This window comes from Pseudomonas sp. B611 (assembly GCF_055407965.1).
Window position 1 is genome coordinate 508594 of the sequence record NZ_JBUZST010000002.1, and the last position, 21923, is coordinate 530516.

The 21923-nt window shown below is 61.5% G+C and carries 18 protein-coding genes; 9 read left to right on the forward strand and 9 right to left on the reverse strand.

The genetic code is table 11. The features are described 5' to 3' along the window. Positions 1-137 precede the first annotated feature (137 nt). The 4 genes from ACZRMO_RS07370 (at position 138) to ACZRMO_RS07385 (ending at position 5441) form a co-directional block, all read left to right on the forward strand. Positions 138-1196 carry an HAD family hydrolase gene (locus ACZRMO_RS07370; RefSeq protein ID WP_463972397.1) on the forward strand — a complete coding sequence of 353 codons (1059 nt, stop codon included), beginning with the start codon at positions 138-140 and terminating at the stop codon, positions 1194-1196. A 193-nt stretch (positions 1197-1389) separates the two neighbouring features. Then, a complete protein-coding gene (locus ACZRMO_RS07375; protein ID WP_124526787.1) occupies positions 1390-1923 on the forward strand; it encodes an RNA polymerase sigma factor in 534 nt (177 codons plus the stop codon). Further along, the gene (locus tag ACZRMO_RS07380; protein WP_463972398.1) at positions 1920-2867 is read left to right on the forward strand and encodes a FecR family protein; all 948 of its coding nucleotides are present in this window, start codon (positions 1920-1922) and stop codon (positions 2865-2867) included. Before ACZRMO_RS07375 ends, ACZRMO_RS07380 begins: the two co-directional genes overlap by 4 nt. A 132-nt stretch (positions 2868-2999) precedes the next feature. Beyond that, positions 3000-5441, forward strand: a complete 2442-nt coding sequence (locus ACZRMO_RS07385; RefSeq protein WP_463972399.1) for a TonB-dependent siderophore receptor — start codon at positions 3000-3002, stop codon at positions 5439-5441. 299 nt (positions 5442-5740) lie between these two features. Here the strand turns inward: ACZRMO_RS07385 and ilvD are convergent, their stop codons facing one another. Continuing rightward, positions 5741-7582 (reverse strand): dihydroxy-acid dehydratase, encoded by a 1842-nt coding sequence (gene ilvD, locus ACZRMO_RS07390; RefSeq protein WP_017734762.1) that lies wholly within the window; start codon positions 7580-7582, stop codon positions 5741-5743. A gap of 277 nt (positions 7583-7859) precedes the next feature. Between ilvD and ACZRMO_RS07395 the strand changes: the two genes are divergently transcribed. Next, complete coding sequence (locus ACZRMO_RS07395; protein ID WP_463972400.1) at positions 7860-9593, forward strand: DUF4153 domain-containing protein; 1734 nt, start codon at positions 7860-7862, stop codon at positions 9591-9593. On the opposite strand, the gene ACZRMO_RS07400 is transcribed toward ACZRMO_RS07395, so the two are convergent. Both ACZRMO_RS07400 and ACZRMO_RS07405 read right to left on the reverse strand, forming a co-directional pair. Beyond that, positions 9568-10743 carry an MFS transporter gene (locus ACZRMO_RS07400; RefSeq protein ID WP_463972401.1) on the reverse strand — a complete coding sequence of 392 codons (1176 nt, stop codon included), beginning with the start codon at positions 10741-10743 and terminating at the stop codon, positions 9568-9570. The genes ACZRMO_RS07395 and ACZRMO_RS07400 overlap by 26 nt on opposite strands. Positions 10744-10972: 229 nt before the next feature. Further along, complete coding sequence (locus ACZRMO_RS07405) at positions 10973-12169, reverse strand: class I SAM-dependent rRNA methyltransferase (protein ID WP_017734765.1); 1197 nt, start codon at positions 12167-12169, stop codon at positions 10973-10975. Between the two features lie 267 nt (positions 12170-12436). Here ACZRMO_RS07405 and ACZRMO_RS07410 point away from each other — a divergent pair, with 267 nt between their 5' ends. Beyond that, on the forward strand, positions 12437-13249 hold the full coding sequence (locus ACZRMO_RS07410; protein ID WP_463972495.1) for an HDOD domain-containing protein: 813 nt from the start codon (positions 12437-12439) through the stop codon (positions 13247-13249). A gap of 22 nt (positions 13250-13271) precedes the next feature. Continuing rightward, positions 13272-14084: a bifunctional DNA-formamidopyrimidine glycosylase/DNA-(apurinic or apyrimidinic site) lyase gene (mutM, locus tag ACZRMO_RS07415; RefSeq protein WP_463972402.1), complete on the forward strand. Its 813-nt coding sequence runs from the start codon at positions 13272-13274 to the stop codon at positions 14082-14084. Between the two features lie 133 nt (positions 14085-14217). Here mutM and ACZRMO_RS07420 read toward each other — a convergent pair whose 3' ends face one another. The 5 genes from ACZRMO_RS07420 to ACZRMO_RS07440 all read right to left on the reverse strand — a co-directional run bounded on the left by ACZRMO_RS07420 (position 14218) and on the right by ACZRMO_RS07440 (position 19030). After that, positions 14218-14469, reverse strand: a complete 252-nt coding sequence (locus ACZRMO_RS07420; protein ID WP_017734768.1) for a YfhL family 4Fe-4S dicluster ferredoxin — start codon at positions 14467-14469, stop codon at positions 14218-14220. A gap of 216 nt (positions 14470-14685) precedes the next feature. Further along, entirely contained in the window at positions 14686-15165 is a 480-nt protein-coding gene (gene coaD, locus ACZRMO_RS07425; protein WP_003176711.1) for a pantetheine-phosphate adenylyltransferase, read from the reverse strand. Between the two features lie 103 nt (positions 15166-15268). After that, positions 15269-16864, reverse strand: coding sequence for a GMC family oxidoreductase (locus tag ACZRMO_RS07430; protein WP_463972403.1), 1596 nt, complete (start codon positions 16862-16864; stop codon positions 15269-15271). Between the two features lie 164 nt (positions 16865-17028). Further along, a complete protein-coding gene (locus ACZRMO_RS07435; RefSeq protein WP_463972404.1) occupies positions 17029-17574 on the reverse strand; it encodes a twin-arginine translocation pathway signal protein in 546 nt (181 codons plus the stop codon). A 28-nt stretch (positions 17575-17602) separates the two neighbouring features. Then, complete coding sequence (locus tag ACZRMO_RS07440; RefSeq protein WP_124526775.1) at positions 17603-19030, reverse strand: coniferyl aldehyde dehydrogenase; 1428 nt, start codon at positions 19028-19030, stop codon at positions 17603-17605. Positions 19031-19177: 147 nt separating this feature from the next. On the opposite strand from ACZRMO_RS07440, the gene ACZRMO_RS07445 reads away from it, so the two are divergent. Next, entirely contained in the window at positions 19178-19849 is a 672-nt protein-coding gene (locus tag ACZRMO_RS07445; protein ID WP_463972405.1) for a TetR/AcrR family transcriptional regulator, read from the forward strand. Positions 19850-19882: 33 nt separating this feature from the next. Further along, positions 19883-20737, forward strand: coding sequence for a sulfurtransferase (locus ACZRMO_RS07450; RefSeq protein WP_463972406.1), 855 nt, complete (start codon positions 19883-19885; stop codon positions 20735-20737). 120 nt (positions 20738-20857) lie between these two features. On the opposite strand, the gene ACZRMO_RS07455 is transcribed toward ACZRMO_RS07450, so the two are convergent. After that, a complete protein-coding gene (locus ACZRMO_RS07455; RefSeq protein WP_463972407.1) occupies positions 20858-21853 on the reverse strand; it encodes a hydrolase in 996 nt (331 codons plus the stop codon). Positions 21854-21923: the final 70 nt, after the last annotated feature.

The window sequence follows — 21923 nt, forward strand, 5'->3', positions numbered from 1 at the left end:
CTGTCGTTTTTGGAATAAGCGTTTGACGCTCAGGCGTATGCGGTTGGCGGGATCAGGACGCAAGCGGTCGCGCTCGGGAGGTAGCTGTCACAGGGATTTGTTAGCGTCGATGTCTTTCACTCAGGGAGAAAACGCATATGAAGCTCGCTTCGAGACTGTTTGCCGCCGCACTGTGCCTGGGCCTCGCCGGCCACGCCATGGCCGCCACCGAGTTGAAACACTGGCCTGCCCCGGCGGCCAAGCAACTAGACGAGATGATCGCCGCCAACGCCAACAAGGGTAACTTCGCGGTGTTCGACATGGACAACACCAGTTACCGCTACGACCTCGAAGAATCCCTGCTGCCCTACATGGAAAACAAGGGCCTGATCACTCGCGACAGCCTCGATCCGTCGCTCAAGCTGATGCCGTTCAAAGACACCGCCGAGCACAAAGAGAGCCTGTTCAGTTACTACTATCGCCTCTGCGAAGTGGACGACATGGTCTGCTACCCGTGGGTTGCCCAGGTGTTTTCCGGCTTCACCCTCAAGGAACTCAAGGTCCAGGTCGACGAGCTGATGGCCTCCGGCAAGCCGGTGCCGGTCAGCTATTTCGAAGGCGACGTGGTGAAAAAATCCGAAGTGCAGCCGCCAAAAATCTTCACCGGCCAGCAGGAGCTGTACAACAAGCTGATGGAAAACGGCATCGACGTGTACGTGATGACCGCCGCCTCCGAAGAGCTGGTGCGCATGGTCGCGGCTGATCCGAAGTACGGCTACAACGTCAAACCCGAGAACGTCATCGGCGTGACCACCCTGCTCAAGGACCGCAAGACCGGCGAGTTGACCACCGCACGCAAACAGATCAGTGCCGGTAAATACGACGAGAAGGCCAACCTCGGCCTGGAACTCACGCCCTACCTGTGGACCCCAGCGACCTGGATGGCCGGCAAGCACGCGGCGATCCTCACCTACATCGACGAATGGAAAAAACCGGTGCTGGTGGGTGGCGACACGCCAACGAGCGATGGCTACATGCTGTTTCACGATGTGGACGTGGCCAAGGGTGGCGTGCACTTGTGGATCAACCGCAAGGACAAATACATGACCCAGCTCAATGGCATGATCGCCAAGCACGCGGCGGCGCAGGCCAAGGAAGGGCTGGCGGTGACGGCGGACAAGAATTGGGTGATTGTGAAGCCTGAGGAGATTCAGTAACACCGAGTTGATCGTTCCCACGCTCCGCGTGGGAATGCCGCCCGGGGCGCTCTGCGCCCGCTCTTAAAGTGGTGACGCGGAGCGTCACAGGATGCATTCCCACGCTGAGCGTGGGAACGATCATTGCGAACCAATCTCATTCTTTGCTAGCGTGCACACCTCCTGAACCCCCCGTTCTTCTCAAGGTAGTGCCGTGCTCTCCTGGAATTCACAGATCGCGCGCCTGTTCGCGGAGCAGAAGAAAGCCCTCGAAGCCTTCGTCACCCGCCGCACCGGCAGCGCCCAAGTGGCCGCCGACCTGACCCAGGAATCGTTCCTGCGCCTGGCGCGCCTGGACTCCGGCGAGAAGATCGACAACCTCCCAGCCTTTCTCTTCACCATCGCCAGCAACCTGGTGCGCGATCACCAGCGCCAGGCCATCCGCCGCGAACGCCTGGACGCCGGCGAGCCCAGCGAAGAACTGCCGTGCAGCAACCCCGGGGCCGATGAACAATTGGCTGCCTACCAACAGGAACAACTGATGCAGGACGCGATCCTGGCGTTGCCCGAAGCGACTCGGCAGATCTTCCTGCTCTATCATGTCGACGAACTTTCCTACCGCGAGATTGGCGAACGTCTGTCGATCACCCCGCGCAGTGTGGAATACCAATTGCGTCGCGCCTTGATTGAATGCCGCGCGTACATCAAGACGCGGCTTGCCTGCGATGCACAAGGACGTCGGACATGACCGCCACACCTACTGCCGACGCGCTGTTTGAACAGGCGTCCGGCTGGTATTTCCGCCTACAGGCCGAGGACGTGACACCGGCTGAAATGGACGCCTTCGCCGCCTGGCTCGGGCAAGGCCAAGCTCAAGATGAAGCCTGGCAGGAAGTGCAAGCGCTGCTCGGCGGCCTGCGTGAGCCGGCCCGGGTGATCCGCCGCGCCGAACAGGCCGCGTGGCGCAAACCGCTGCGGCGTTGGGCCTGTGCCGCCGCTGTGTTGCTGGCGGTTGGGCTGACCGTGCAAAACACGCCCTGGCTCGATCGCCTGCGCGCGGATTATGCGACCGGCACCGGCGAGTCGCGCACGGTGGAATTGGCCGATGGCTCCCAGCTGCAACTCAACACCGACAGCGCGATTCAAGTGCGCATGAGCGGCGGTGAGCGTCAGATTCGTCTGCTGAGGGGCGAAGGTTTTTTCAGCGTGACCAAAGATCCGGCTCGGCCCTTCGTGGTGCAGTCCGGTGATGGCTGGGTCAAGGTGGTCGGCACCCAGTTCAGCGTGGCGCGGCGCGATGCGCAGACGCGGGTGCAAGTGGCCCAGGGCAAGGTGCAGGTCAGTGCGGGCAGCGGCACGCCGGTGTATCTGGAGCCGGGGCGGGCGGTGGAGTATCAGGGCCAGCACCTTGCCGAGGTCCACGGCTTCGACCCGGCCAGCGGTTTTGCCTGGCGCCAGCGGCAGTTGGTATTCCGCCAGCAACCGCTGTCGGAGGTGGTCAGCGAGTTGAATCGCTACTGGCCTGGCAAGACCCTGGTGCTCGGCGATGCGCTGCGCAATCGCGTGGTCTCCGGCGTGTTTGAAATCGACAAGCCTGACGCGGTGATCAAGGCGCTGGAATACACCCTCAACCTGCGCGCCGAGCACTACACCCCGTATTTGCTGGTATTGCGCGAAGGCAAAGCGTCCTGAGTGCAACTTTCTCAAAATATTTTCAGGGTTTTCCCACAGGGCATCGTCCTTGATCACTGAGGCGTAAATAGTAAGCACTCTCAAGTAGTGCGGCGCCGATCACCGACTTTTTTGCACCGGGGAGCACCATCCATGGCACACCGATACGCCGCACGGCCCTTGCTGGCACTGGCCATTTCCATGGCCAGCGGCACCGCACCGCTGTACTTGCAGGCTGCTGAGACCACGCAGGCCCAGACTTACCGCTTCGATATCCCAGGGCAAAGCCTGGATGGCGCGTTGGCGGCGTTTTCGGCGGTGACGCGGATTCAGGTGTTGGTGTCCGGGGAGTTGACCCAAGGCGTGACATCCCCAGGTGTGCGCGGCAACTTGGGCCAGCGCGAGGCGCTTGGCTTGTTGCTGGGTGGCACGGGGTTGAACGCGGCGTTTATCAATGCCGATACCGTGACCCTGGAAAAACCCGTGGCCAGCGGCGGTGCCCTTGAAGTCGGCGCCACCACTATCAGCGCCGAACGCCTCGGGGCTACCACTGAAGGTACAGGCTCCTACACCACCGGCGCGGTGACCCTGGGCAAGGGCGAGCAGAAACTCAAGGACATCCCGCAATCGGTCAGCGTCATGACCCGCAAGCAGATGGATGACCAGAACACCACCAAGCTCTCCGAAGTGGTCAAGCGCACCCCCGGCCTGACGGCGACCAAATCCCCCGGCCCCGGCATGTTTATCTTCTCCCGGGGTTTCGAGATCGGCACCCTGCAATACGATGGCGTTGGCATCCCGCGTAACACCTACACCCTGGGCAGCTACCTCACCGAAAACATGGCGATCTACGACCGCGTCGAAACCCTGCGCGGCCCGGCCGCGTTGCTGCAAGGCGCCAACAGCCCCGGCGGCACCATGAACCTGGTGCGCAAGCGCGGCCAGCAGGCGCCGACGGTGACCATCACCGCCAAGGCCGGTTCGTGGGACCACTACGGCACTCAAGTCGACGTCGGCGGCCCGATGAATGCCGAAGGCACCTTGCGCGGGCGCTTTGTAGCGGATTACGACACCACCGACTCCTTTGTCGACTACGCCGGCGGCTGGAATCAGACGGTCTACGCGGCGGTGGACTACGACTTCACGGCCGACACCACCGTCGGTGTCGGCATCAGCAACCAGAAAGGCCATTCGCGGCCCAACTTCATGTCGTTGCCGCGTTACGCCGACGGCAGCGACATCGGCCTGCCGCGCTCGACCTTTGTCGGCGCCAGCTGGAACCGCAACGTCAACAACCAGACCCAAGTATTTGCCGACCTGGAGCATCGTTTCAACGATGACTGGAAAGTGAAGGCCGCGTTGGTGGCCATGGACGAGCACAACGACGCAACCTACCAGGCGACGTGGGACACAATCCCCAACGGCGGCGGCACCGTGCGTTATATCGATTGGGTCACCGACTTCAACACCAAGAGCCGCGGCGCAGATGTGTACGTCGATGGCAAGTTCGACGGCCTGGGTTTCCAGCAGGAAATGATCCTGGGCGCCAACTATTCCAAGCTCACCACCGACGACCTGTGGGCGCGGGCTGCCACGCCGGGCGCGGATATCTTCAACATCGACCACAACCGCCCGCAGCGCGACAAATACCAACTGTTCAGGGACGGTTGGGGGTCCAAGAGCTGGTATGACGTTCGCCAGAAAGGCATCTATGGCACCTGGCGCGTGAAGCTGCTGGACCCGTTGACCCTGATCGTCGGCGCGCGCACCAGCTGGTATGACTTCTCCTATATCGGCCAGAGCGGTATCAAGGGGACTTATGGTGCGCCTGAAGCCAGCACCACCCAAACCAACGGCAAGGTCACGCCCTACACCGGCCTGGTCTATGAGCTGAATGAGCAATGGTCGGCCTACGCCAGCTACGCCGACGCGTTTGAACCACAGACCAACCAAACCACGTCCCACGCGATCCTCAAGCCCATCGAAGGCAAGAACTATGAGCTGGGGATCAAGGGCGAATTGGCCGATGGCCGCCTCAACACCTCGTTTGCGATCTTCCGCTACGACCAGGAAAACCGCGCCGCCCAGGACCTGCAAGGGCCGATGAACTGCAACGGTTGGTACTGCTCGGTGGCCTCGGGCAAAGTCCGCAGCCAGGGTTTTGAAGCCACGTTGAGCGGCGAAGTACTGCCGGGGTTGCAGCTCAATTCGAGCTACACCTACAACACCACCAAATTCCTCAAGGACGACGACTACGAAGGCAAGATCTTCAGCACCTGGACGCCCAAGCATTTGCTCAAAGTGTGGGGTGATTACCAGTTGCCGGGTGACTGGCAGAAATTCAGCGTCGGCGCCGGCGTGACCGCGCAAAGCAGCACCGAGGCCTACGACCGCACGTTCAGCGTGCCGGGCAACGCACTGTGGGATTCGCGGGTGGCGTACAAGATCAACCAGGAATTCAGCGTGGCGGCGAACCTGAACAATATGTTCGACAAGAAGTACTACATCCCGGCGTATAACGCGAACTGGGGCAGTAACTACTATGGCGACCCGCGTAATGTGATGTTCACCATGACCTACACCCCGCAGTTCTAAAACCCTACATAGAGCCAATGTGGGGGTAAGCCTCAATGCAGTCAGTTAAGGGTTAGAAAGGCTAAAAGCGAACCTGTGGCGAGGGAGCTTGCTCCCGTTGGACTGCGCAGCAGTCCCATCTTTGGGGCCGCTACGCGGCCCAGCGGGAGCAAGCTCCCTCGCCACAGTGCGGTGTTCACCCTTTAACTGACTGGCCTCAGGGCAAGCCAGCTCCCACAGTTTGAACTTCATTGTTGATGGGGTTTTGGCCAGGCAAAAAAATGCCCCGCACTTGGCGGGGCATTTTTTATGGGCGGGGCTTACAGTCCGTCAAGCATCGCCTTGTTACGCACAGCACCCTTGTCAGCACTGGTGGCCAGCAACGCGTAGGCCTTCAGCGCGGTGGTGACTTTGCGCGGACGCTTTTCCACCGGCTTCCAACCCTTCTTGTCCTGCTCGACCCGGCGCGCGGCCAGTTCTTCGTCGCTGATCAACAGGTTGATCGAACGGTTTGGAATGTCGATCAGCACCTTGTCGCCATCTTGCACCAGGCCAATCGCGCCGCCGGCAGCGGCTTCTGGCGAAGCGTGGCCGATGGACAGGCCCGAGGTGCCGCCGGAGAAACGGCCGTCGGTGAGCAAGGCGCAGGCTTTGCCCAGGCCTTTGGACTTCAGGTACGACGTCGGGTAGAGCATCTCCTGCATACCCGGGCCGCCTTTCGGGCCTTCGTAGCGGATGATCACGATGTCGCCTTCTTTCACTTCGTCGGCGAGGATGCCGCGCACCGAGCTGTCCTGGCTTTCGTAGATCTTGGCGCGGCCTTCGAAGACGTGGATGGATTCATCCACACCGGCGGTTTTCACCACGCAGCCGTCGAGGGCGATGTTGCCGTACAGCACGGCCAGGCCGCCTTCTTGCGAGTAGGCGTGCTCGACACTGCGAATGCAGCCGTTTTCACGGTCGTCGTCGAGGGTGTCCCAACGGGTCGACTGGCTGAACGCAGTTTGCGTCGGGATGCCCGCCGGGCCGGCCTTGAAGAAATGATGCACGGCTTCGTCGTCAGTCTGGGTGATGTCCCATTTGGCGATGCCTTCAGCGAGGGTCTTGCTGTGCACGGTTGGCAGGTCGGTGTGCAGCAGGCCACCACGGGCCAGCGAGCCGAGGATCGAGAAGATCCCGCCGGCGCGGTGCACGTCTTCCATGTGGTACTTCTGGATGTTTGGCGCGACTTTGCACAGTTGCGGCACGTTGCGGGACAGGCGGTCGATGTCGCGCAGGTCGAAATCGATCTCGGCTTCCTGGGCCGCAGCCAGCAAGTGCAGGATGGTGTTGGTGGAACCGCCCATGGCGATATCCAGGGTCATGGCGTTTTCGAACGCCTTGAAGTTGGCGATGTTGCGCGGCAGCACCGACTCATCGTTGTCGTGGTAGTAACGCTTGCACAGCTCGACGATGGTGCGGCCGGCCTGCAGGAACAGCTGCTCGCGGTCGCTGTGGGTGGCGAGGGTGGAACCGTTGCCCGGCAAGGCCAGGCCCAGGGCTTCCACCAGGCAGTTCATCGAGTTGGCGGTGAACATGCCGGAGCACGAACCGCAGGTTGGGCACGCGCTGCGCTCGTATTCCGCGACCTTCTCGTCAGAAGCGCTGGAATCGGCGGCGATGACCATGGCGTCCACCAGGTCGAGGCCGTGGGAGGCCAGTTTGGTCTTGCCGGCTTCCATCGGGCCGCCGGACACGAAGATCACCGGGATGTTCAGGCGCAGGGAGGCCATCAGCATGCCGGGGGTGATCTTGTCGCAGTTGGAGATGCAGACGATGGCGTCGGCGCAGTGGGCGTTGACCATGTACTCCACGGAGTCGGCGATGATCTCGCGGCTCGGCAGGGAATACAGCATGCCGTCATGGCCCATGGCGATGCCGTCGTCCACGGCGATGGTGTTGAATTCCTTGGCTACACCGCCAGCGCGTTCGATCTCGCGTGCGACCAGTTGGCCCAGGTCCTTGAGGTGGACGTGGCCCGGTACGAATTGGGTGAACGAGTTGGCAATCGCGATGATCGGCTTCTTGAAGTCGTCATCCTTCATCCCCGTGGCACGCCACAGTGCGCGGGCGCCGGCCATGTTGCGGCCGTGGGTGGATGTTTTCGAGCGGTAATCTGGCATGGAGCACTCCGGGCGGCTAATCGGTATCAAAAGGGAGTGAGCTTCTATTGACGTCTGGAACACCCGAAAAATGGCCGTGTGTCCGGAAGTTGCCACTCGCGTCGCGGGATCGCCGCTTGCTTGGGCCTCGAGCTCATAAACCCGCCGGGGGATGACTGGCGATGAATAGGGCCGATTCTACACCGCTGGCGGCTGGAGGGAACGGGGCAATACAGGGCCTGCGGCTTTGTTTAGACTGGCGGCCTTTTTTGTCCCTCCCCACTCCAAAGGAACTGGAATGCCCGGTATCAATCGTTTTCTTGGGTTCTATCTGCTGATCGGCCTGGTCCAGGGAATCGCCTTCTATTACTCCGACCAGCTTTATCGCTTAAACGAAGCGCTGTTTTTTGTCACCTACACCCTGGTCCTGGTAGGCGGCACCACCTTGCAGTTGCTCGGGGAAAAAGCCCGACACTGGCGTTCGTTGTTGCCGACGCTGGTGTTCACCCTGCTGATGGGCGGCATGACGCTGTGGGTGTGTTATGGCGTCGAGCATATCGGCGACAAGCGTTGGGCGATCAACTCGTGGTTTATCAGCGTGGTGGTGCTGAGCTACGTCTGCGCCAGTTTCCTGTTTGCCTGGCCCTCGGCCAAAGGCGAGCGCTGGCGCTATGAAGACCTGTTCCAGCAAGCCTGGAACAGCGTGTTCATCGTGCTCTACGCGCTGATCCTGGTGGCGCTGTTCATGGCGTTGCTCAAGCTGTGGAGCCGCCTGTTCCTGATGCTGGGCATCGAGTTTTTCGAGCGGCACTTCTGGAGTGAGTTGTTCCTGTGTTTCGCTCTGCCGCTGGTGTTCGCACTCGGCATGTATTTGGCGGCGCGCAGCGAGAAGGTCATTGGCCAGATGCGCAGCATGCTGCTCAGCGCCTGCGGTTTGCTGCTGCCGTTGATCGCGCTGATCAGCGTGCTGTTTACCTTGGCCCTGCCGTTTACCGGGCTGGGGCGGATCTGGGCCACGGGCTACTCCACGCCGATTTTGCTGGTGCTGGCCGGTGCACAGTTGTTCCTGCTCAATGGGGTGTTCCAGGATGGCCGGCAGCCGCGGCCCTATCCCCAGTGGCTGACGCGGTTTATCGAGTTGAGCTTGTTGTGCCTGCCGGTCCTCGCGGCGCTGGCGTTTTATTCGAGTTGGCTGCGGGTCGAGCAATACGCGTTGTCGCCGCAACGTTTCATCGCGTTGGCGGCGGCGTTGTTGTGTGGTTTGTATGGCCTGGCGGCGGTGTGGGCGGTGGTGCTGCGTTCGCCGGTGTGGCTGGGCAACTTGCGCGTGACCAACCCGGCACTGGCGTTGCTGTTTTGTGCGCTGGTGGTGTTGATCAACACGCCGTTGCTCAACCCGGTACAGATCAGTGTGAATGATCAGGTGCAACGCTTGCTCGACGGGCGCACCAAGGCCGAGGCTTTTGATGCGCACTACCTGCGATTTGGCCTGGAGAAGGCCGGCGAGGAGGCTTACGCCCGGTTGCAGGAGGATCTGGATAAAGAGCGCATTCTTGACGCAGACTCGCGCCGCATCTTGCGCGAGCGAATGGACGACACGGCGCTGAGTTTCAGCGAGCAATACGCCAAGGAGCGCGCCCAGCGGCCCAAGGCCGAACTGGAATGGATCGGCCCCAAGCCCAAGGGCAGCGAACAGTTTGCCGAACTGAGCCTGGATACCGACTCACCGTGCGAGTCCAACTGTGTGTTGTGGGCGGTGGACCTCGACCTGGACGGCCAGCCCGAAGTGCTGGCGATTCCGAACACCGGCTACCGCCACGACTTCAAGCCACCGCGCATCTTTGCCCTGGACGAGAAGGGCAAGTGGGACGATCGCGGCCCGTTGGTCTGGACGCAACTACCGGACGGTTATGTGGACACCGAGACGCTGATCCACGACATCCGCATCGGCCGGATCGAACTGGTCAAGCCGCGTTACCGGCAACTGCAGACCAGTGACATGCTGCTCACGCCGGTAATGCGTGAGCCGTAGTCTGCCGGTTGGTCAGCAGCCCCCAGAGGCTGAGTACGATAAAACTGAGGGCGATGGTCAGCAGCAGATGCTCGCCCGCCTGGGCCAGCGCCGCGCTGCTGACGGCGGCGGTGAGAAACATGATGCTGTTGCCCGCCGACGCCGCCGTGCCGGCGCTGCTGGAAAACAGCAGCATCGCTGCGGAAATGGCTGCAGGTCGCACCAGGGTCACGGCCAGCGCGCTGATCAGCATCGGGATCAGCAAGGTCACCGTGGTGATGGCGTGCAGGCTGACCATCAATGTCAGCAGTAACCCGGCAATGCTCAGCAAGCCGAGGCCGATGTTGATCTGCCGGGACAGCGTGATGCGCTTCTGCAAATACGACGCCGCGACGCCGCCGAGCAGGTAGGCCACGCCGTACACCATCAGCACCAGCGCGTATTGGTATTCGGAGAGCTGCAGCGTGTCCATGAAGATCAGCGGTGTCACGCTGATCAGCGCGAAGTAGCAGGCGAACACCAGCGCGGCAATCCACCAGTAGCGTAGGAAATCACGATTTTTGCCGACGGCTTTCAGCGTGCCGATGATGGAAACGGCGGCACGGTGCGGGCTGGCAGACTTGGACGGCAGGATGCAGGCCGCGTGGATCAACATGCCCAGGGCCATCAGCGCGAACCCATAGAAGCTGCCTTGCCAGTCGAAGGTGGTTTGCAGCCAGGAGCCGATCAGCGGTGACAGCGCGACAAACGAGCCGCTCAAGGTCATGTAATACAGGCGCACGCGGGCGCGGTCTTGCTCGTCGAACAGGTCTTCCACCAGCGCGTGGCCCAGTACGAAAAATCCACAACCCATGGCCTGCACACTGCGAAACAGCAGGAAGCTCAGGTAGTCCGGCGCCAGTGCGCAACCGGTGGCGCCGAGGATCGACAGGCTGATGCAGCCAATCAGCACTTCCTTGCGTCCCCATTTATCCGACAGCGGGCCGGCGACCAGTTGGGACATCGCAAAGACCAGCGTGAACAGGCTGATGGACAGCGCGACGTCGGCGGTGGGCGTATCGAAATGGGCGGACAGGGCGGGGAAGGAGGGCAGCAGGATATTGATCGGGAAGAAGCTGATCAGGGAGATGCAGGTGATGAGGATGAAGCGCGAGAGGGTGGGCCCAGACATTGTTTTTGTTTTCCGGAGTTGAACCAGAAACCGATACTAGTCTGCGGAAAATGGAATTCAATCAAAACCGTGAGGAGATCTTCCGTGCGCCGCAAAACAATGTGGGAGCGGGCTTGCTCGCGAATGCGGTGTGTCAGTTACAGAGTTGTTAACTGACAGACCGCATTCGCGAGCAAGCCCGCTCCCACACAGGCCCGCTCCCACATTTTGATCTGCGTTCTAACTCTACTTAGCTGTTAGGCAGCAGGCGGCACGTAATGCTCTTTATGTACCGCGTCTCGGCAATCGCCGGGTGCACCGGATGGTCCGGGCCCTGGCCGCCACGTTCCAGCATCTGGATATTACGGTCCAGGTGGCGGGCGCTGGTCAGCAGGATGTTTTGCAGGTCGTCTTCCGGCAAATGCATGGAGCACGAAGCGCTGACCAGGATGCCGTCCTTGCTGAGCAGGCGCATGGCTTGCTCGTTCAGGCGACGGTAGGCGCCTTCGCCGTTCTTCATGTCTTTTTTGCGTTTGATGAAGGCCGGTGGGTCGGCGACGATCACGTCGAAGCGTTCTTCGCTGGCTTTCAGTTCTTTCAACGCTTCAAACACGTCGCCTTCGATGCAGGTCATCTTCTCGGCAACGCCGTTCAGCGCGGCGTTGCGCTCCACGCCGTCGAGGGCGAAGGCGGAGGCGTCGACACAGAACACTTCACTGGCGCCAAAGGCCGCGGCTTGCACGCCCCAGCCGCCGATGTAGCTGTACAGGTCGAGCACGCGTTTGCCTTTGGCATACGGGGCCAGGCGCGCGCGGTTCATGCGGTGGTCGTAGAACCAGCCGGTTTTCTGGCCCTGAATCACCGGGGCTTCGAATTTCACGCCGTTTTCTTCCAGCGCCACCCACTCTGGCACCAGGCCGAACACGGTTTCGACGTAGCGGTTGAGGCCTTCGGCGTCGCGGGCGGCGGAGTCGTTCTTGAACAGAATGCCGCTTGGCTTGAGCACTTGGGTCAGTGCGGCGATCACGTCTGCTTTATGGGCTTCCATGGTCGCCGAAGCGATCTGCACCACGAGGATGTCGCCGAAACGGTCAACCACCAGGCCTGGCAACAGGTCGGAGTCGCCGTAGACCAGGCGGTAGAACGGCTTGTCGAACAGGCGGTCACGCAGGGACAGGGCGACGTTGATGCGGTGCACCAGCAGCGACTTGTCCAGCGGCAACTTGATGTCGCGCGACAGCAGGCGCGCGCAGATCAGGTTGTTCGGGCTCATGGCCACGATGCCCAGGGTCTTGCCGCCGGCCGCTTCCAGGATAGCCTGGTCGCCTGCCTGGAAGCCGTGAAGTGGGGTGGCGGCCACGTCGATTTCGTTGCTGTAGACCCACAGGTGGCCGTTGCGCAAACGACGATCGGCGTTGGCTTTGAGACGCAGGCTTGGCAGGGACATGACGTCGCTCCGGAAAAAAGAGCGGGAGTATACCTGTTGCGGCGCGGTTCATGTGGGAGCTGGCTTGCCTGCGATGCAGACGGCGCGGTGTATCTGACGTACGGCGGTGAGGCCATCGCAGGCAAGCCAGCTCCCACATTGGATCGGGTTTTTGAGGTGTCGGTCAGGTTCCCATAGAGGTTAGAATCCTCGCCTAGTCCAGAGTAAGTACTTATGTCCCAAGAGCTATCCGCCGAACAGATCCAACAGGCCCTGCAAGGCATCAGTGTGCCGCCCCAGCCGCAGATCATGGTGGATCTGCAGATGGAGCAGTACATGCCCGACCCGGACCTGGAAGTGATCGCCCGGTTGATTGCCCAGGACCCGGGCCTGTCCGGCGCATTGCTGAAGATCGTCAACTCGTCGTACTTCGGCTTGAGCAACAAGATCGCCTCGATCCAGCGTGCGGTGAACCTGTTGGGCAGCCGTTCGGTCATCAACCTGATCAACGCGCTGTCGATCAAGGGCGAGATGAGCGATGACACCATCGTCACCCTCAACCGCTTCTGGGACACCGCCCAGGACGTGGCCATGACCTGCTTGACCCTGGCCAAGCGCACCGGCGCCCAGGCAGTGGACGAAGCCTACGCCCTCGGCCTGTTCCACGATTGCGGCGTGCCGCTGATGCTCAAGCGTTTCCCCAATTACATGGCGGTGCTCGAAGAGGCCTATGCCAGCGCCGGCCCCGACTGCCGCGTGGTGGATACCGAGAACAATGCGTTCAACACCAATCATGCCGTGGTCGGCTACTACACCGCCAAGTCCTGGCGCCTGCCGCAGCATGTGACCGACGCCATCGCCAACCACCACAACGCCCTGGCGATTTTCAGCGATGAATCGTCGCGCAATCCGCAGCTGAAAAACCTGCTGGCAATCCTCAAGATGGCCGAGCACATCTGCTCCTCCTACCGCGTGCTGGGCAACCAGGCGGTGGACCATGAGTGGAATGCCATCAGCCACCTGGTGCTGGACTACGTGGGCCTGTCGGACTACGACTTCGAAAGCATGAAGTTGTCGATCCGCGAACTGGGCGCACACTGACCCTTCCGTTTACGAGGTACCTATGCCCGAGTTGCCCGAAGTCGAAACCACCCGGCGCGGTATCGCACCGCACCTGGAAGGCCAGCGCGTCAGCCGCGTGATCGTGCGCGAGCGGCGCCTGCGCTGGCCGATCCCGGAAGACCTTGATGTGCGCCTGTCCGGGCAGCGCATCGTGTTGGTGGAGCGGCGGGCCAAGTACCTGTTGATCAACGCCGAAGTGGGCACGCTGATCAGCCATTTGGGCATGTCAGGCAACCTGCGGCTGGTGGAAGTCGGGCTGCCGGCGCTCAAGCATGAGCATGTGGATATCGAACTCGAATCCGGCCTGGCCCTGCGCTACACCGACCCACGGCGTTTTGGCGCCATGCTCTGGAGCCAGGACCCGCACAACCACGAACTGCTGATCCGCCTGGGGCCCGAGCCGTTGACCGACCTGTTTGATGGCGAGCGCTTGTTCAAACTGTCCCGTGGCCGTTCGATGGCGGTGAAACCGTTCATCATGGACAACGCGGTGGTGGTGGGCGTGGGCAATATCTATGCGACCGAAGCGCTGTTTGCGGCGGGGATCGATCCGCGTCGGGAGGCGGGCGGTATTTCGCGGGCGCGTTATTTGAAGCTGGCGATCGAGATCAAACGCATCCTGACCGCCGCGATCGAGCGGGGCGGTACGACATTGCGCGACTTTATCGGTGGGGATGGGCAGCCGGGGTATTTCCAGCAGGAGCTGTTCGTTTATGGCCGGGGGAATGAGGCGTGCAAGGTGTGTGGGACTGAGTTGCGCAATGTGATGCTGGGGCAGCGGGCGAGTGTGTTTTGCCCTAGGTGCCAGAGCTGATTGTATGAACCGCTCGTTCCCACGCTCCGCGTGGGAACGCATCCCGTGACGCTCTGCGTCACCCTTGCAGTGGTGGGACGCGGAGCGTCCATGGCGGCATTCCCACGCGGAGCGTGGGAATGATCAGAGACGCTCAGGCCTTGCCAGTAATCTTGCGGTACTTGTCCATCAACTGCTCTTCCGTCTCCGGATGAGCCTCATCCAACGGAATGCAATCCACCGGGCAGACCTGCTGGCACTGAGGTTCGTCATAGTGGCCGACACACTGCGTGCACAGGTTCGGGTCGATCACGTAGATCTCTTCACCTTGGGAAATGGCAGCGTTCGGGCACTCGGGTTCGCAGACGTCGCAATTGATGCAATCGTCGGTGATGATCAGGGACATGGAAACTCCTGCCAGGGCTGTCAGCCAGGGCATCTGAAAACTAATGCGCGCAATTGTGCCGCATTGGCGCCCGCAGTGCGAGCCTGTGGCAAACCCTAGCGACGAGCGCAGTCCCTGTGGCGAGGGAGCTTGCTCCAGCTGGGCTGCGAAGCGGCCCCAAAATCCTGGGAGCGCTGCGCACTCCAGCGGGAGCAAGCTCCCTCGCCACAGTGAGTCTTACTTCTTGAAGCGCAACGTCAGCGCATCGGCCACGGCGGGGTGGACGAACTTGGTGATATCTCCGCCCAAAGCGGCGATTTCACGGACCAACGTCGAGGAAATGAACGAATAACGTTCCGACGGCGTGAGGAACAGGCTTTCCACGTCCGGCGCCAGTTGGCGGTTCATGTTGGCCAGCTGGAATTCGTATTCGAAGTCCGACACCGCGCGCAGGCCGCGCAGGAACACATTGGCGTTCTGCTCTTTGGCGAAGTGCGCAAGCAGCGTGGAAAAACCCACCACTTCCACGTTGGGCAGGTGCTTGGTGACCTCGCGCGCCAGTTCCACGCGCTGTTCCAGGGGAAACAGCGGGTTTTTCTTGGGGCTGGCTGCGACCGCGATGATCACATGGTCGAACAAGCGCGAGGCGCGTTCGACCAGATCGCCATGGCCTTTGGTAATCGGGTCGAAGGTACCTGGGTACAACACTCGGTTCATCGCGTCGTCCTGGCGGAGTCCGTTGGGGAACCGGATGGTATCGCAGCCATCCCGGTCGGCCAAGTCAACTTATGTAGAAGAAACCACGATAGACCGTGTTTTTTCACGCCGTTTTCAGACGTTCGGCCAACGCGGTCGCCAGTTGCGCGGTCAATCCATACACCGATAATTGCGGGTTGGCCCCAATGCTGGTGGGGAACAGCGAACCGTCGTGGATCGACAGGTTGCGCAATTGATGATGGCGCCCGAGGCTGTCAGCCACTGCATTTTTCGGGTCTTCGCCCATGGCGCAACCGCCCATCACATGGGCGCTGCCCAGGCAGGTGCGGTGCAGTTCCAGGTTGAGTTCGTCGATCATCGTGCGGGCTTCGCCCAGGGTTTTCACGTAGCGCGCATCATGGTGCAGCGGCTTGACCGACTTGGCGCCCGCCGCGAACTGGATCTCGGCCATGCTGTGGAAGGCCCGGCGCAGGCCGTCCCAGGCGTAGTCCGAAACCTGATAGTCGAGCACCGGCGTGCCATCACCGCGCAAATCCACGGTGCCACCGGGGCTGTCGGGGTGAAAACCGTCCCGCAACAGCGCGAGCATGGCGTGGGTGTTGGGCAATTGGCTCATGTCCAGGGCGTTCTGTTCGCCGTAGCCGCCCAGCAGGGTGCTGGCCAACGCTGGATGTAAGGGCGGCGCCTCCAACTTGTACGACATTTTGCCGGTGGTGCCGTCCTGCCACTGGAAATGGTCGGAATAGATCGACTGCGGCGCACCATAGAACGGGTTGATCACTTCGTCGAACAGCCCAGCAGAGAAATTCACCAGGTGCAGAAAAGTGCGTTTGCCCACCCGCGAATGCGGGTCGGGGGCATCCGAGCGCATCAGCAGCGCCGGGCTGTTGATACCGCCGCCGGAGAGCACGTAGTGCTTGGCTTTCACCGTAATCTTGCGACCGGTCGGTGCCACGCACAGATCGTCCATGGCCACGCATTCCAGGCTGCTGATGGTGTCGCCGCTGTACTTCAGGCGTTCAGCGCGGGCCAGGTAGAGCAGCTCGCCGCCGGCTTCCAGGGTGGACGGGATGGTGGTCACCAACATCGACTGCTTGGCGTTGACCGGGCAACCCATGCCGCAATACCCCAGGTTGAAGCAGCCACGCACATTGCGCGGGATCACATGCCAGCTGTAGCCAAGCTTTTCGCAGCCTTTGCGGATCACGTCGTTATTGGGGTTGGGCGGCATAGCCCACGGCGCGATGCCCAGGCGTTGCTCCATTTTTTCGAACCACGGCGCCATCTCGGCGCTGCTGTGGCCCTTCACCGCGTATTCGCTGGCCCAGTGGGAAAGGGTGGCGTCCGGCGTGCGAAAGCTCGACGTCCAGTTGATCAACGTGGTGCCACCCACCGCCCGGCCTTGCAGGATGGTGATCGCCCCGTCCTTGCTCATACGGCCGATGCCTTCCTGGTACAGGCTGGTGTAGGCCTCGTCCTCGAGCAGCTTGAAATCGCTGCTGGTCTTGAGCGGGCCTTCTTCGATCAGCAGCACCTTGTAGCCGGCGGCGCTGAGGATCTCGGCGGTGGTGCCGCCGCCGGCGCCACTGCCGATGATGGCGACGTCGGCTTCCAGGGTCAGGTCGCTGTCGAGGGCGGCGCCGTTGTGGGTTTTCCAGCCACGGGCGAGGCCATCACGGAACAGATCGGGTACGGGCATGGGCGTGCACTCTTGTTGTTATAGGTGTCGGTCGCTACGAAGTTGCGATCTAAATGTGGGAGCGGGCTTGCTCGCGAAAGCGGTGTATCAGTGACGGATTATTTGACTGACCCACCGCTTTCGCGAGCAAGCCAGCTCCCACAGTTTTGATTGGGTTATCAAGGCTAGATCTTGGGAGGCCCGGGATAGCCGCAATGGGCCCAGGACGCCGGCTGGAAGTACCACGCCATGATCACCAGCTTGAGCAACGAACCCTGGCCCATGCGCAGCAGGTTCAGGTAGCTGTTCTCCCAGCGATGCAGGAAGTTGCGGATCTGTTCGCTGCTGGCGTTTTCCCAACTGCCCCAGATTCCGGTCAACGGCCCACGGGTGATGCCCATGCCCAGCACGTCAAACAGTTGCTGGGTGAGCTTGAACATCTCCGGCGACAGGCGTTGCAGGCTGAAATCAAGCTTTTTCAGGGTGTCTTCGATCCCGCGGGTGACGGCCTCGGCGCTGGCCACGCCTTCGAGCAGCACCGGGATCACGGCGCGCAGGAACGGCAGGTCACTGCTGCGCAACATCACAAAGCCGCTGGCGGGCGTGCTGCTGGAGCAGCCGCTGAGGCTGGCGCCGAGCCCGGCGGTGGCCAGGAAAGCGCTGGCGCACAGGCCGATTTTCAAGACGCCGCGCCGTGACAGCGCGGGTGTTTCAGTCAGGCTGGGGTTCATTTTTATTGTTATCCCGAGAGTGGTGTTATCAGCGGATAAACAGCTTCTGGATCAACGTCTGGATCGCCTTGCCATAAGGCGGGTAAATCAACTTCGCCGCGTTCAGGCGTTGTTTCACCAGCACACCCTTGGCTTTGCTGAACGTGAGGAAACCTTCGTGGCCGTGGTAGTGACCCATGCCCGAGGGGCCGATGCCGCCGAACGGCATGTCGTCCTGGGCCACGTGCAGCAGGGTGTCGTTCAGGCACACGCCGCCGGAATGGGTCTCGTGGAGCACGCGGTTCTGTTCGCCCTTGTTGTAGCCGAAGTAATACAGGGCCAGCGGGCGAGGGCGCTGGTTAATGTAGGCAAACGCCTGGTCAAGGCCGCGATACGGCACGATCGGCAGCAGCGGGCCGAAGATTTCGTCCTGCATCACCGTCATGTCATCGCTGACATTCAGCAACAGGCTGTGGGCCATGCGCCGTGCCTGGCCCTGATCAAACAGCGGGATCAGGGTGGCGCCCTTGTCGGTGGCGTCCTTGGCATAGGCGTTGAGCCGCGCCAATTGCCGTTCGTTGATGATGGCGGTGTAGTCCGGGTTGTCGGCCAGGGTCGGGTAAAACCCGCGAATCGCTTGGGTGTAGGCCTCGACGAAGCCCTCCACGCGATCTTCCGGCACCAGCACGTAGTCTGGCGCCACGCAGGTTTGCCCGGCGTTCAAGGCCTTGCCGAAGGCGATGCGTTCGGCGGCGTCCTTGAGCGGTACATCGGCAGAGACGATGGCCGGCGACTTGCCGCCCAGCTCCAGGGTGACCGGCGTGAGGTGTTCGGCCGCCGCGCGCATCACATGCTTGCCGATGCTGGTGGCGCCGGTGAACAGCAGGTGGTCGAAGCGCAGCCTGGAAAACGCGATGCCCATATCGGCCTCGCCGAGCACCACACACACAAGGTCTTCGGGGAAGATCTTCGCCAGTAGCGTCTTGAGCAATTCGCCGGTGGCAGGCGTGGATTCGCTGAGCTTGAGCATCACCCGGTTACCCGCCGCCAACGCCCCAACCAGCGGGCCAATGGCCAGATACAGCGGGTAGTTCCACGGCACGATCACCCCGACCACGCCCAGCGGTTGGTAGATGACTTTGGCGGACGCGGGCTGGAAGGCAATGCCCACGGCGCGGCGCGAGGGTTTCATCCAGCCTTTGAGGTGTTTGCTGGCGTAATGAATGCCATGCAGGCTGGGCATCAGTTCGGCGAACAGGGTTTCGTCGGCGCTGCGGTGGCTGAAATCCTGGCTGATGGCGTTGATCAACGCCTGGCGTTCGTCGCTGAGCAGGTCACGCAGGGCCTTGAGCCATTGCTGGCGTTGGCCGGCTGGCGGCATCGGGTTGGCCGCGTAGGCGCGTTGTTGGGCGTCGAACAGGTCCTGGAGGTGTTCCAGCGCCTGGGAATCTTGCAGGTAGGCAACGTTGGCAGACATGGCGCAGTTCCCGGTTGTTATAGGTCTGCCTGGATTTTTAGAGTCATTGCTCTAAATTGTCAAATAACATTGCAGCAACATGCAGTTTTATCCCGGCCTGGATAGGCCGTAAGATGCCCCATCACGTGTATAGAAGCTGATTCCCCTATGGCACCACGAGTAAAGACCAGCGAGCGCATTGTGCAAACCAGCCTGGAGCTTTTTAACCAGCAGGGCGAGCGCAGTATCAGCACCAACCATATTGCTGCCCATATGGAAATTTCCCCGGGCAACTTGTACTACCACTTCCCCAACAAGCAGGCGATCATCGCCGTGCTGTTTCGCGAATACGAAGCCCTGGTGGACAGTTTCCTGCGTCCGCCCCAGGGGCGCGCCGCCACCGTTCAGGACAAACGCTTCTACTTGCAGGCCTTGCTGGCGGGCATGTGGCGCTATCGTTTCTTGCACCGCGACCTTGAACACCTGCTGGAAAGCGATCCGGAACTGGCCACCGGCTACCGGCGTTTTTCCCAGCGCTGCCTGATCCAGGGCAATGCGATCTACCGGGGGTTTGTCGACGCAGGCATCCTCAATATGGACCCGATCCAGACCGAAGCCCTGACCCTCAACGCGTGGATCATCCTCACGTCGTGGGTGCGCTTCCTGTGCACCACCAATGAAAATTCCGACCGCTTGAGCGCCGAGGCGATCAAGCGCGGGGTGTATCAGGTGCTGGTGCTGGAGGCCGGGTTTGTCACGCCCGAGGCCAAGGACGCGGTAGACGCGTTGTTCAAAGAGTTTTACGTGCCGTTGAATCAGGCACTGGAAGAAGTGAAGTAGGACCTTTCCCGAATCTGTCCACAGGAGTCCGTCATGCCGCTTGCCCAACTGATCAGCCCCCAGCCATTGGCCGAGCGCCAACAGTCGCCCGGGCTGGTGATCCTTGATTGCCGCTTTGCCCTTGAAGACCCGGATTATGGGCGTTGCAGCTACGCCGAAGGGCATATCGAGGGCGCGCAATACGCCGACCTGGAGCGCCACCTCAGTGGGCCGGTGACCAAGGGCGTGACCGGTCGTCACCCGCTGCCAGCCGCGCAGACGTTGGTGCAGCAACTGCGGGCGTGGGGCATCAATGCCGACACCGACGTGGTGCTGTATGACGACGGCCCCGGCGCGTTTGCCGCCCGGGCGTGGTGGTTGCTGGCGTGGTTGGGCAAGCGTGACGGTGTGTTTATCCTCGATGGCGGCCTCAAGGCCTGGCATGCCGCAGGTTTTCCATTGAGCCTGGATGCGCCGGTGATCGAGCCCGGCACGTTTGCCGGCACGCCGGATAATCATTTGTTGCTGGACGCCGAGCACCTGCAAAAACGCCTGGGCCAGCCGGGTTTGACCCTGATTGATGCCCGCGCCCAGCCGCGCTTTCGCGGTGAGGTGGAGCCTATCGACCCGGTCGCCGGGCATATTCCGGGGGCGCAGTGTGCGGCGTTCAGTGAAAACCTGGGCAGCGATGGGCGTTTCCTGCCGGTTGGGCAGCTCAAGCAACGGTTTGCTGATCAGTTGAAAGGCCGTTCACCTGATGAGCTGGTGGCGTATTGCGGTTCGGGGGTGACGGCGTGTCATAACCTGTTTGCCTTGAGCCTGGCGGGGTATCCGTTGGGCAAGTTGTATGCGGGGTCTTGGAGTGAGTGGATTACTGATCCACAGCGGGCGATTGCGACAGGCGACTGAGTTTTTCGACCTGTAAACACGGTCGAAATGTGGGAGCTGGCTTGCCTGCGATAGCGGTGTGTCAGCTACCCATGCATCAACTGACACACCGCCATCACAGGCAAGCCAGCTCCCACACTTTTAATTGTGTTGTGTCAGTAGCCATTGGGGGATGCGGTGTTCGAGGTAGTAGCTTGGGCGCTTGAGCGATCCGCCGACAAATCCCACGTGACCGCCTTTTGCCAGTAATTCAAATTCGGTGCAGTCCGCTAACTCGCTAGCCTCAGGCAAGCTGTGAGCAAACACAAACGGATCATCCACCGCATGAATTATCAGCGTCGGTGTACGAATCTCGCCCAGGTAATAGCGACTCGACGCGCGGCGATAGTAATCCTCGGCACTGAGAAACCCATGCAACGGCGCCGTCACCCGCCCATCGAAATCCCAGAACGTGCGCATCTTCTCCAGCGAACCCAAGGCCTCCAGGGTCTTCAGCCCGTCCGCGCGGCCGTCCTGCAAGAACCGGTGCTGCTTGACACGGATATACGCCAGCATTTCACGCATGAAGTGCTTCTGATAAACCCGCGAAAAGCCCAGGCCGATACGGTCCGCGCATTGATCCAGGCGAAACGGCACCGACACCGCCGCCGCGCCCTGCAAGCCCGATGCCCTGCCGGTTTCACCCAGGTGCTTGAGCAACACATTGCCCCCCAGCGAATAACCCACCGCATACAGCGGCGCCAACGGTCGTTTGGCCCGTAGATGAGCAATCGCGGCGGCGAGGTCTTCGCTGGCGCCCGAGTGATAGCTGCGCGCCAACAGATTCGGCTCCCCCGAACAGCCACGCCAGTTCAACGCGGCGCTGGCCCAACCTTGGCTGGCGAGGGCTTTTTGCAGGCCGGCCACGTAGGGCGAGTTGGATGAACCGGTCAGCCCGTGCAGCACCAGCACCAACGGCGCTCGCGCGTCGTGGGGGCCGTGCCAGTCGAGGTCGAGGAAGTCGCCGTCTTCCAGCCACAGGCGCTCGCGTTGGCGTTCGATGTGGGTCGTGGGGCGCCACAGCGGCCCCCACAGCGTTTGCAGGTGGGGGTTGCCGAGGCCGAAGGCGGGGGTGAACAGGTCGGAAGAAGGCTGCATGACACGCTCGGTGGCAAGTGAACTCACTGTGGCGAGGGAGCTTGCTCCCGCTGGGCTGCGCAGCAGCCCC

What these genes read in the sequence shown, in the direction of transcription:
- ACZRMO_RS07395 (WP_463972400.1), top strand. Translation starts at nt 7,860, where the DNA reads ATGCCCGGTATCAATCGTTTTCTTGGGTTCTATCTGCTGATCGGCCTG.
- ACZRMO_RS07455 (WP_463972407.1), bottom strand. Translation starts at nt 21,853, where the DNA reads ATGCAGCCTTCTTCCGACCTGTTCACCCCCGCCTTCGGCCTCGGCAAC.
- ACZRMO_RS07405 (WP_017734765.1), bottom strand. Translation starts at nt 12,169, where the DNA reads ATGTCCCTGCCAAGCCTGCGTCTCAAAGCCAACGCCGATCGTCGTTTG.
- ACZRMO_RS07430 (WP_463972403.1), bottom strand. Translation starts at nt 16,864, where the DNA reads ATGCCCGTACCCGATCTGTTCCGTGATGGCCTCGCCCGTGGCTGGAAA.
- ilvD (WP_017734762.1), bottom strand. Translation starts at nt 7,582, where the DNA reads ATGCCAGATTACCGCTCGAAAACATCCACCCACGGCCGCAACATGGCC.
- ACZRMO_RS07435 (WP_463972404.1), bottom strand. Translation starts at nt 17,574, where the DNA reads ATGAACCCCAGCCTGACTGAAACACCCGCGCTGTCACGGCGCGGCGTC.
- ACZRMO_RS07440 (WP_124526775.1), bottom strand. Translation starts at nt 19,030, where the DNA reads ATGTCTGCCAACGTTGCCTACCTGCAAGATTCCCAGGCGCTGGAACAC.
- ACZRMO_RS07380 (WP_463972398.1), top strand. Translation starts at nt 1,920, where the DNA reads ATGACCGCCACACCTACTGCCGACGCGCTGTTTGAACAGGCGTCCGGC.
- mutM (WP_463972402.1), top strand. Translation starts at nt 13,272, where the DNA reads ATGCCCGAGTTGCCCGAAGTCGAAACCACCCGGCGCGGTATCGCACCG.
- ACZRMO_RS07385 (WP_463972399.1), top strand. Translation starts at nt 3,000, where the DNA reads ATGGCACACCGATACGCCGCACGGCCCTTGCTGGCACTGGCCATTTCC.
- ACZRMO_RS07370 (WP_463972397.1), top strand. Translation starts at nt 138, where the DNA reads ATGAAGCTCGCTTCGAGACTGTTTGCCGCCGCACTGTGCCTGGGCCTC.
- ACZRMO_RS07445 (WP_463972405.1), top strand. Translation starts at nt 19,178, where the DNA reads ATGGCACCACGAGTAAAGACCAGCGAGCGCATTGTGCAAACCAGCCTG.
- ACZRMO_RS07400 (WP_463972401.1), bottom strand. Translation starts at nt 10,743, where the DNA reads ATGTCTGGGCCCACCCTCTCGCGCTTCATCCTCATCACCTGCATCTCC.
- coaD (WP_003176711.1), bottom strand. Translation starts at nt 15,165, where the DNA reads ATGAACCGAGTGTTGTACCCAGGTACCTTCGACCCGATTACCAAAGGC.
- ACZRMO_RS07420 (WP_017734768.1), bottom strand. Translation starts at nt 14,469, where the DNA reads ATGTCCCTGATCATCACCGACGATTGCATCAATTGCGACGTCTGCGAA.
- ACZRMO_RS07450 (WP_463972406.1), top strand. Translation starts at nt 19,883, where the DNA reads ATGCCGCTTGCCCAACTGATCAGCCCCCAGCCATTGGCCGAGCGCCAA.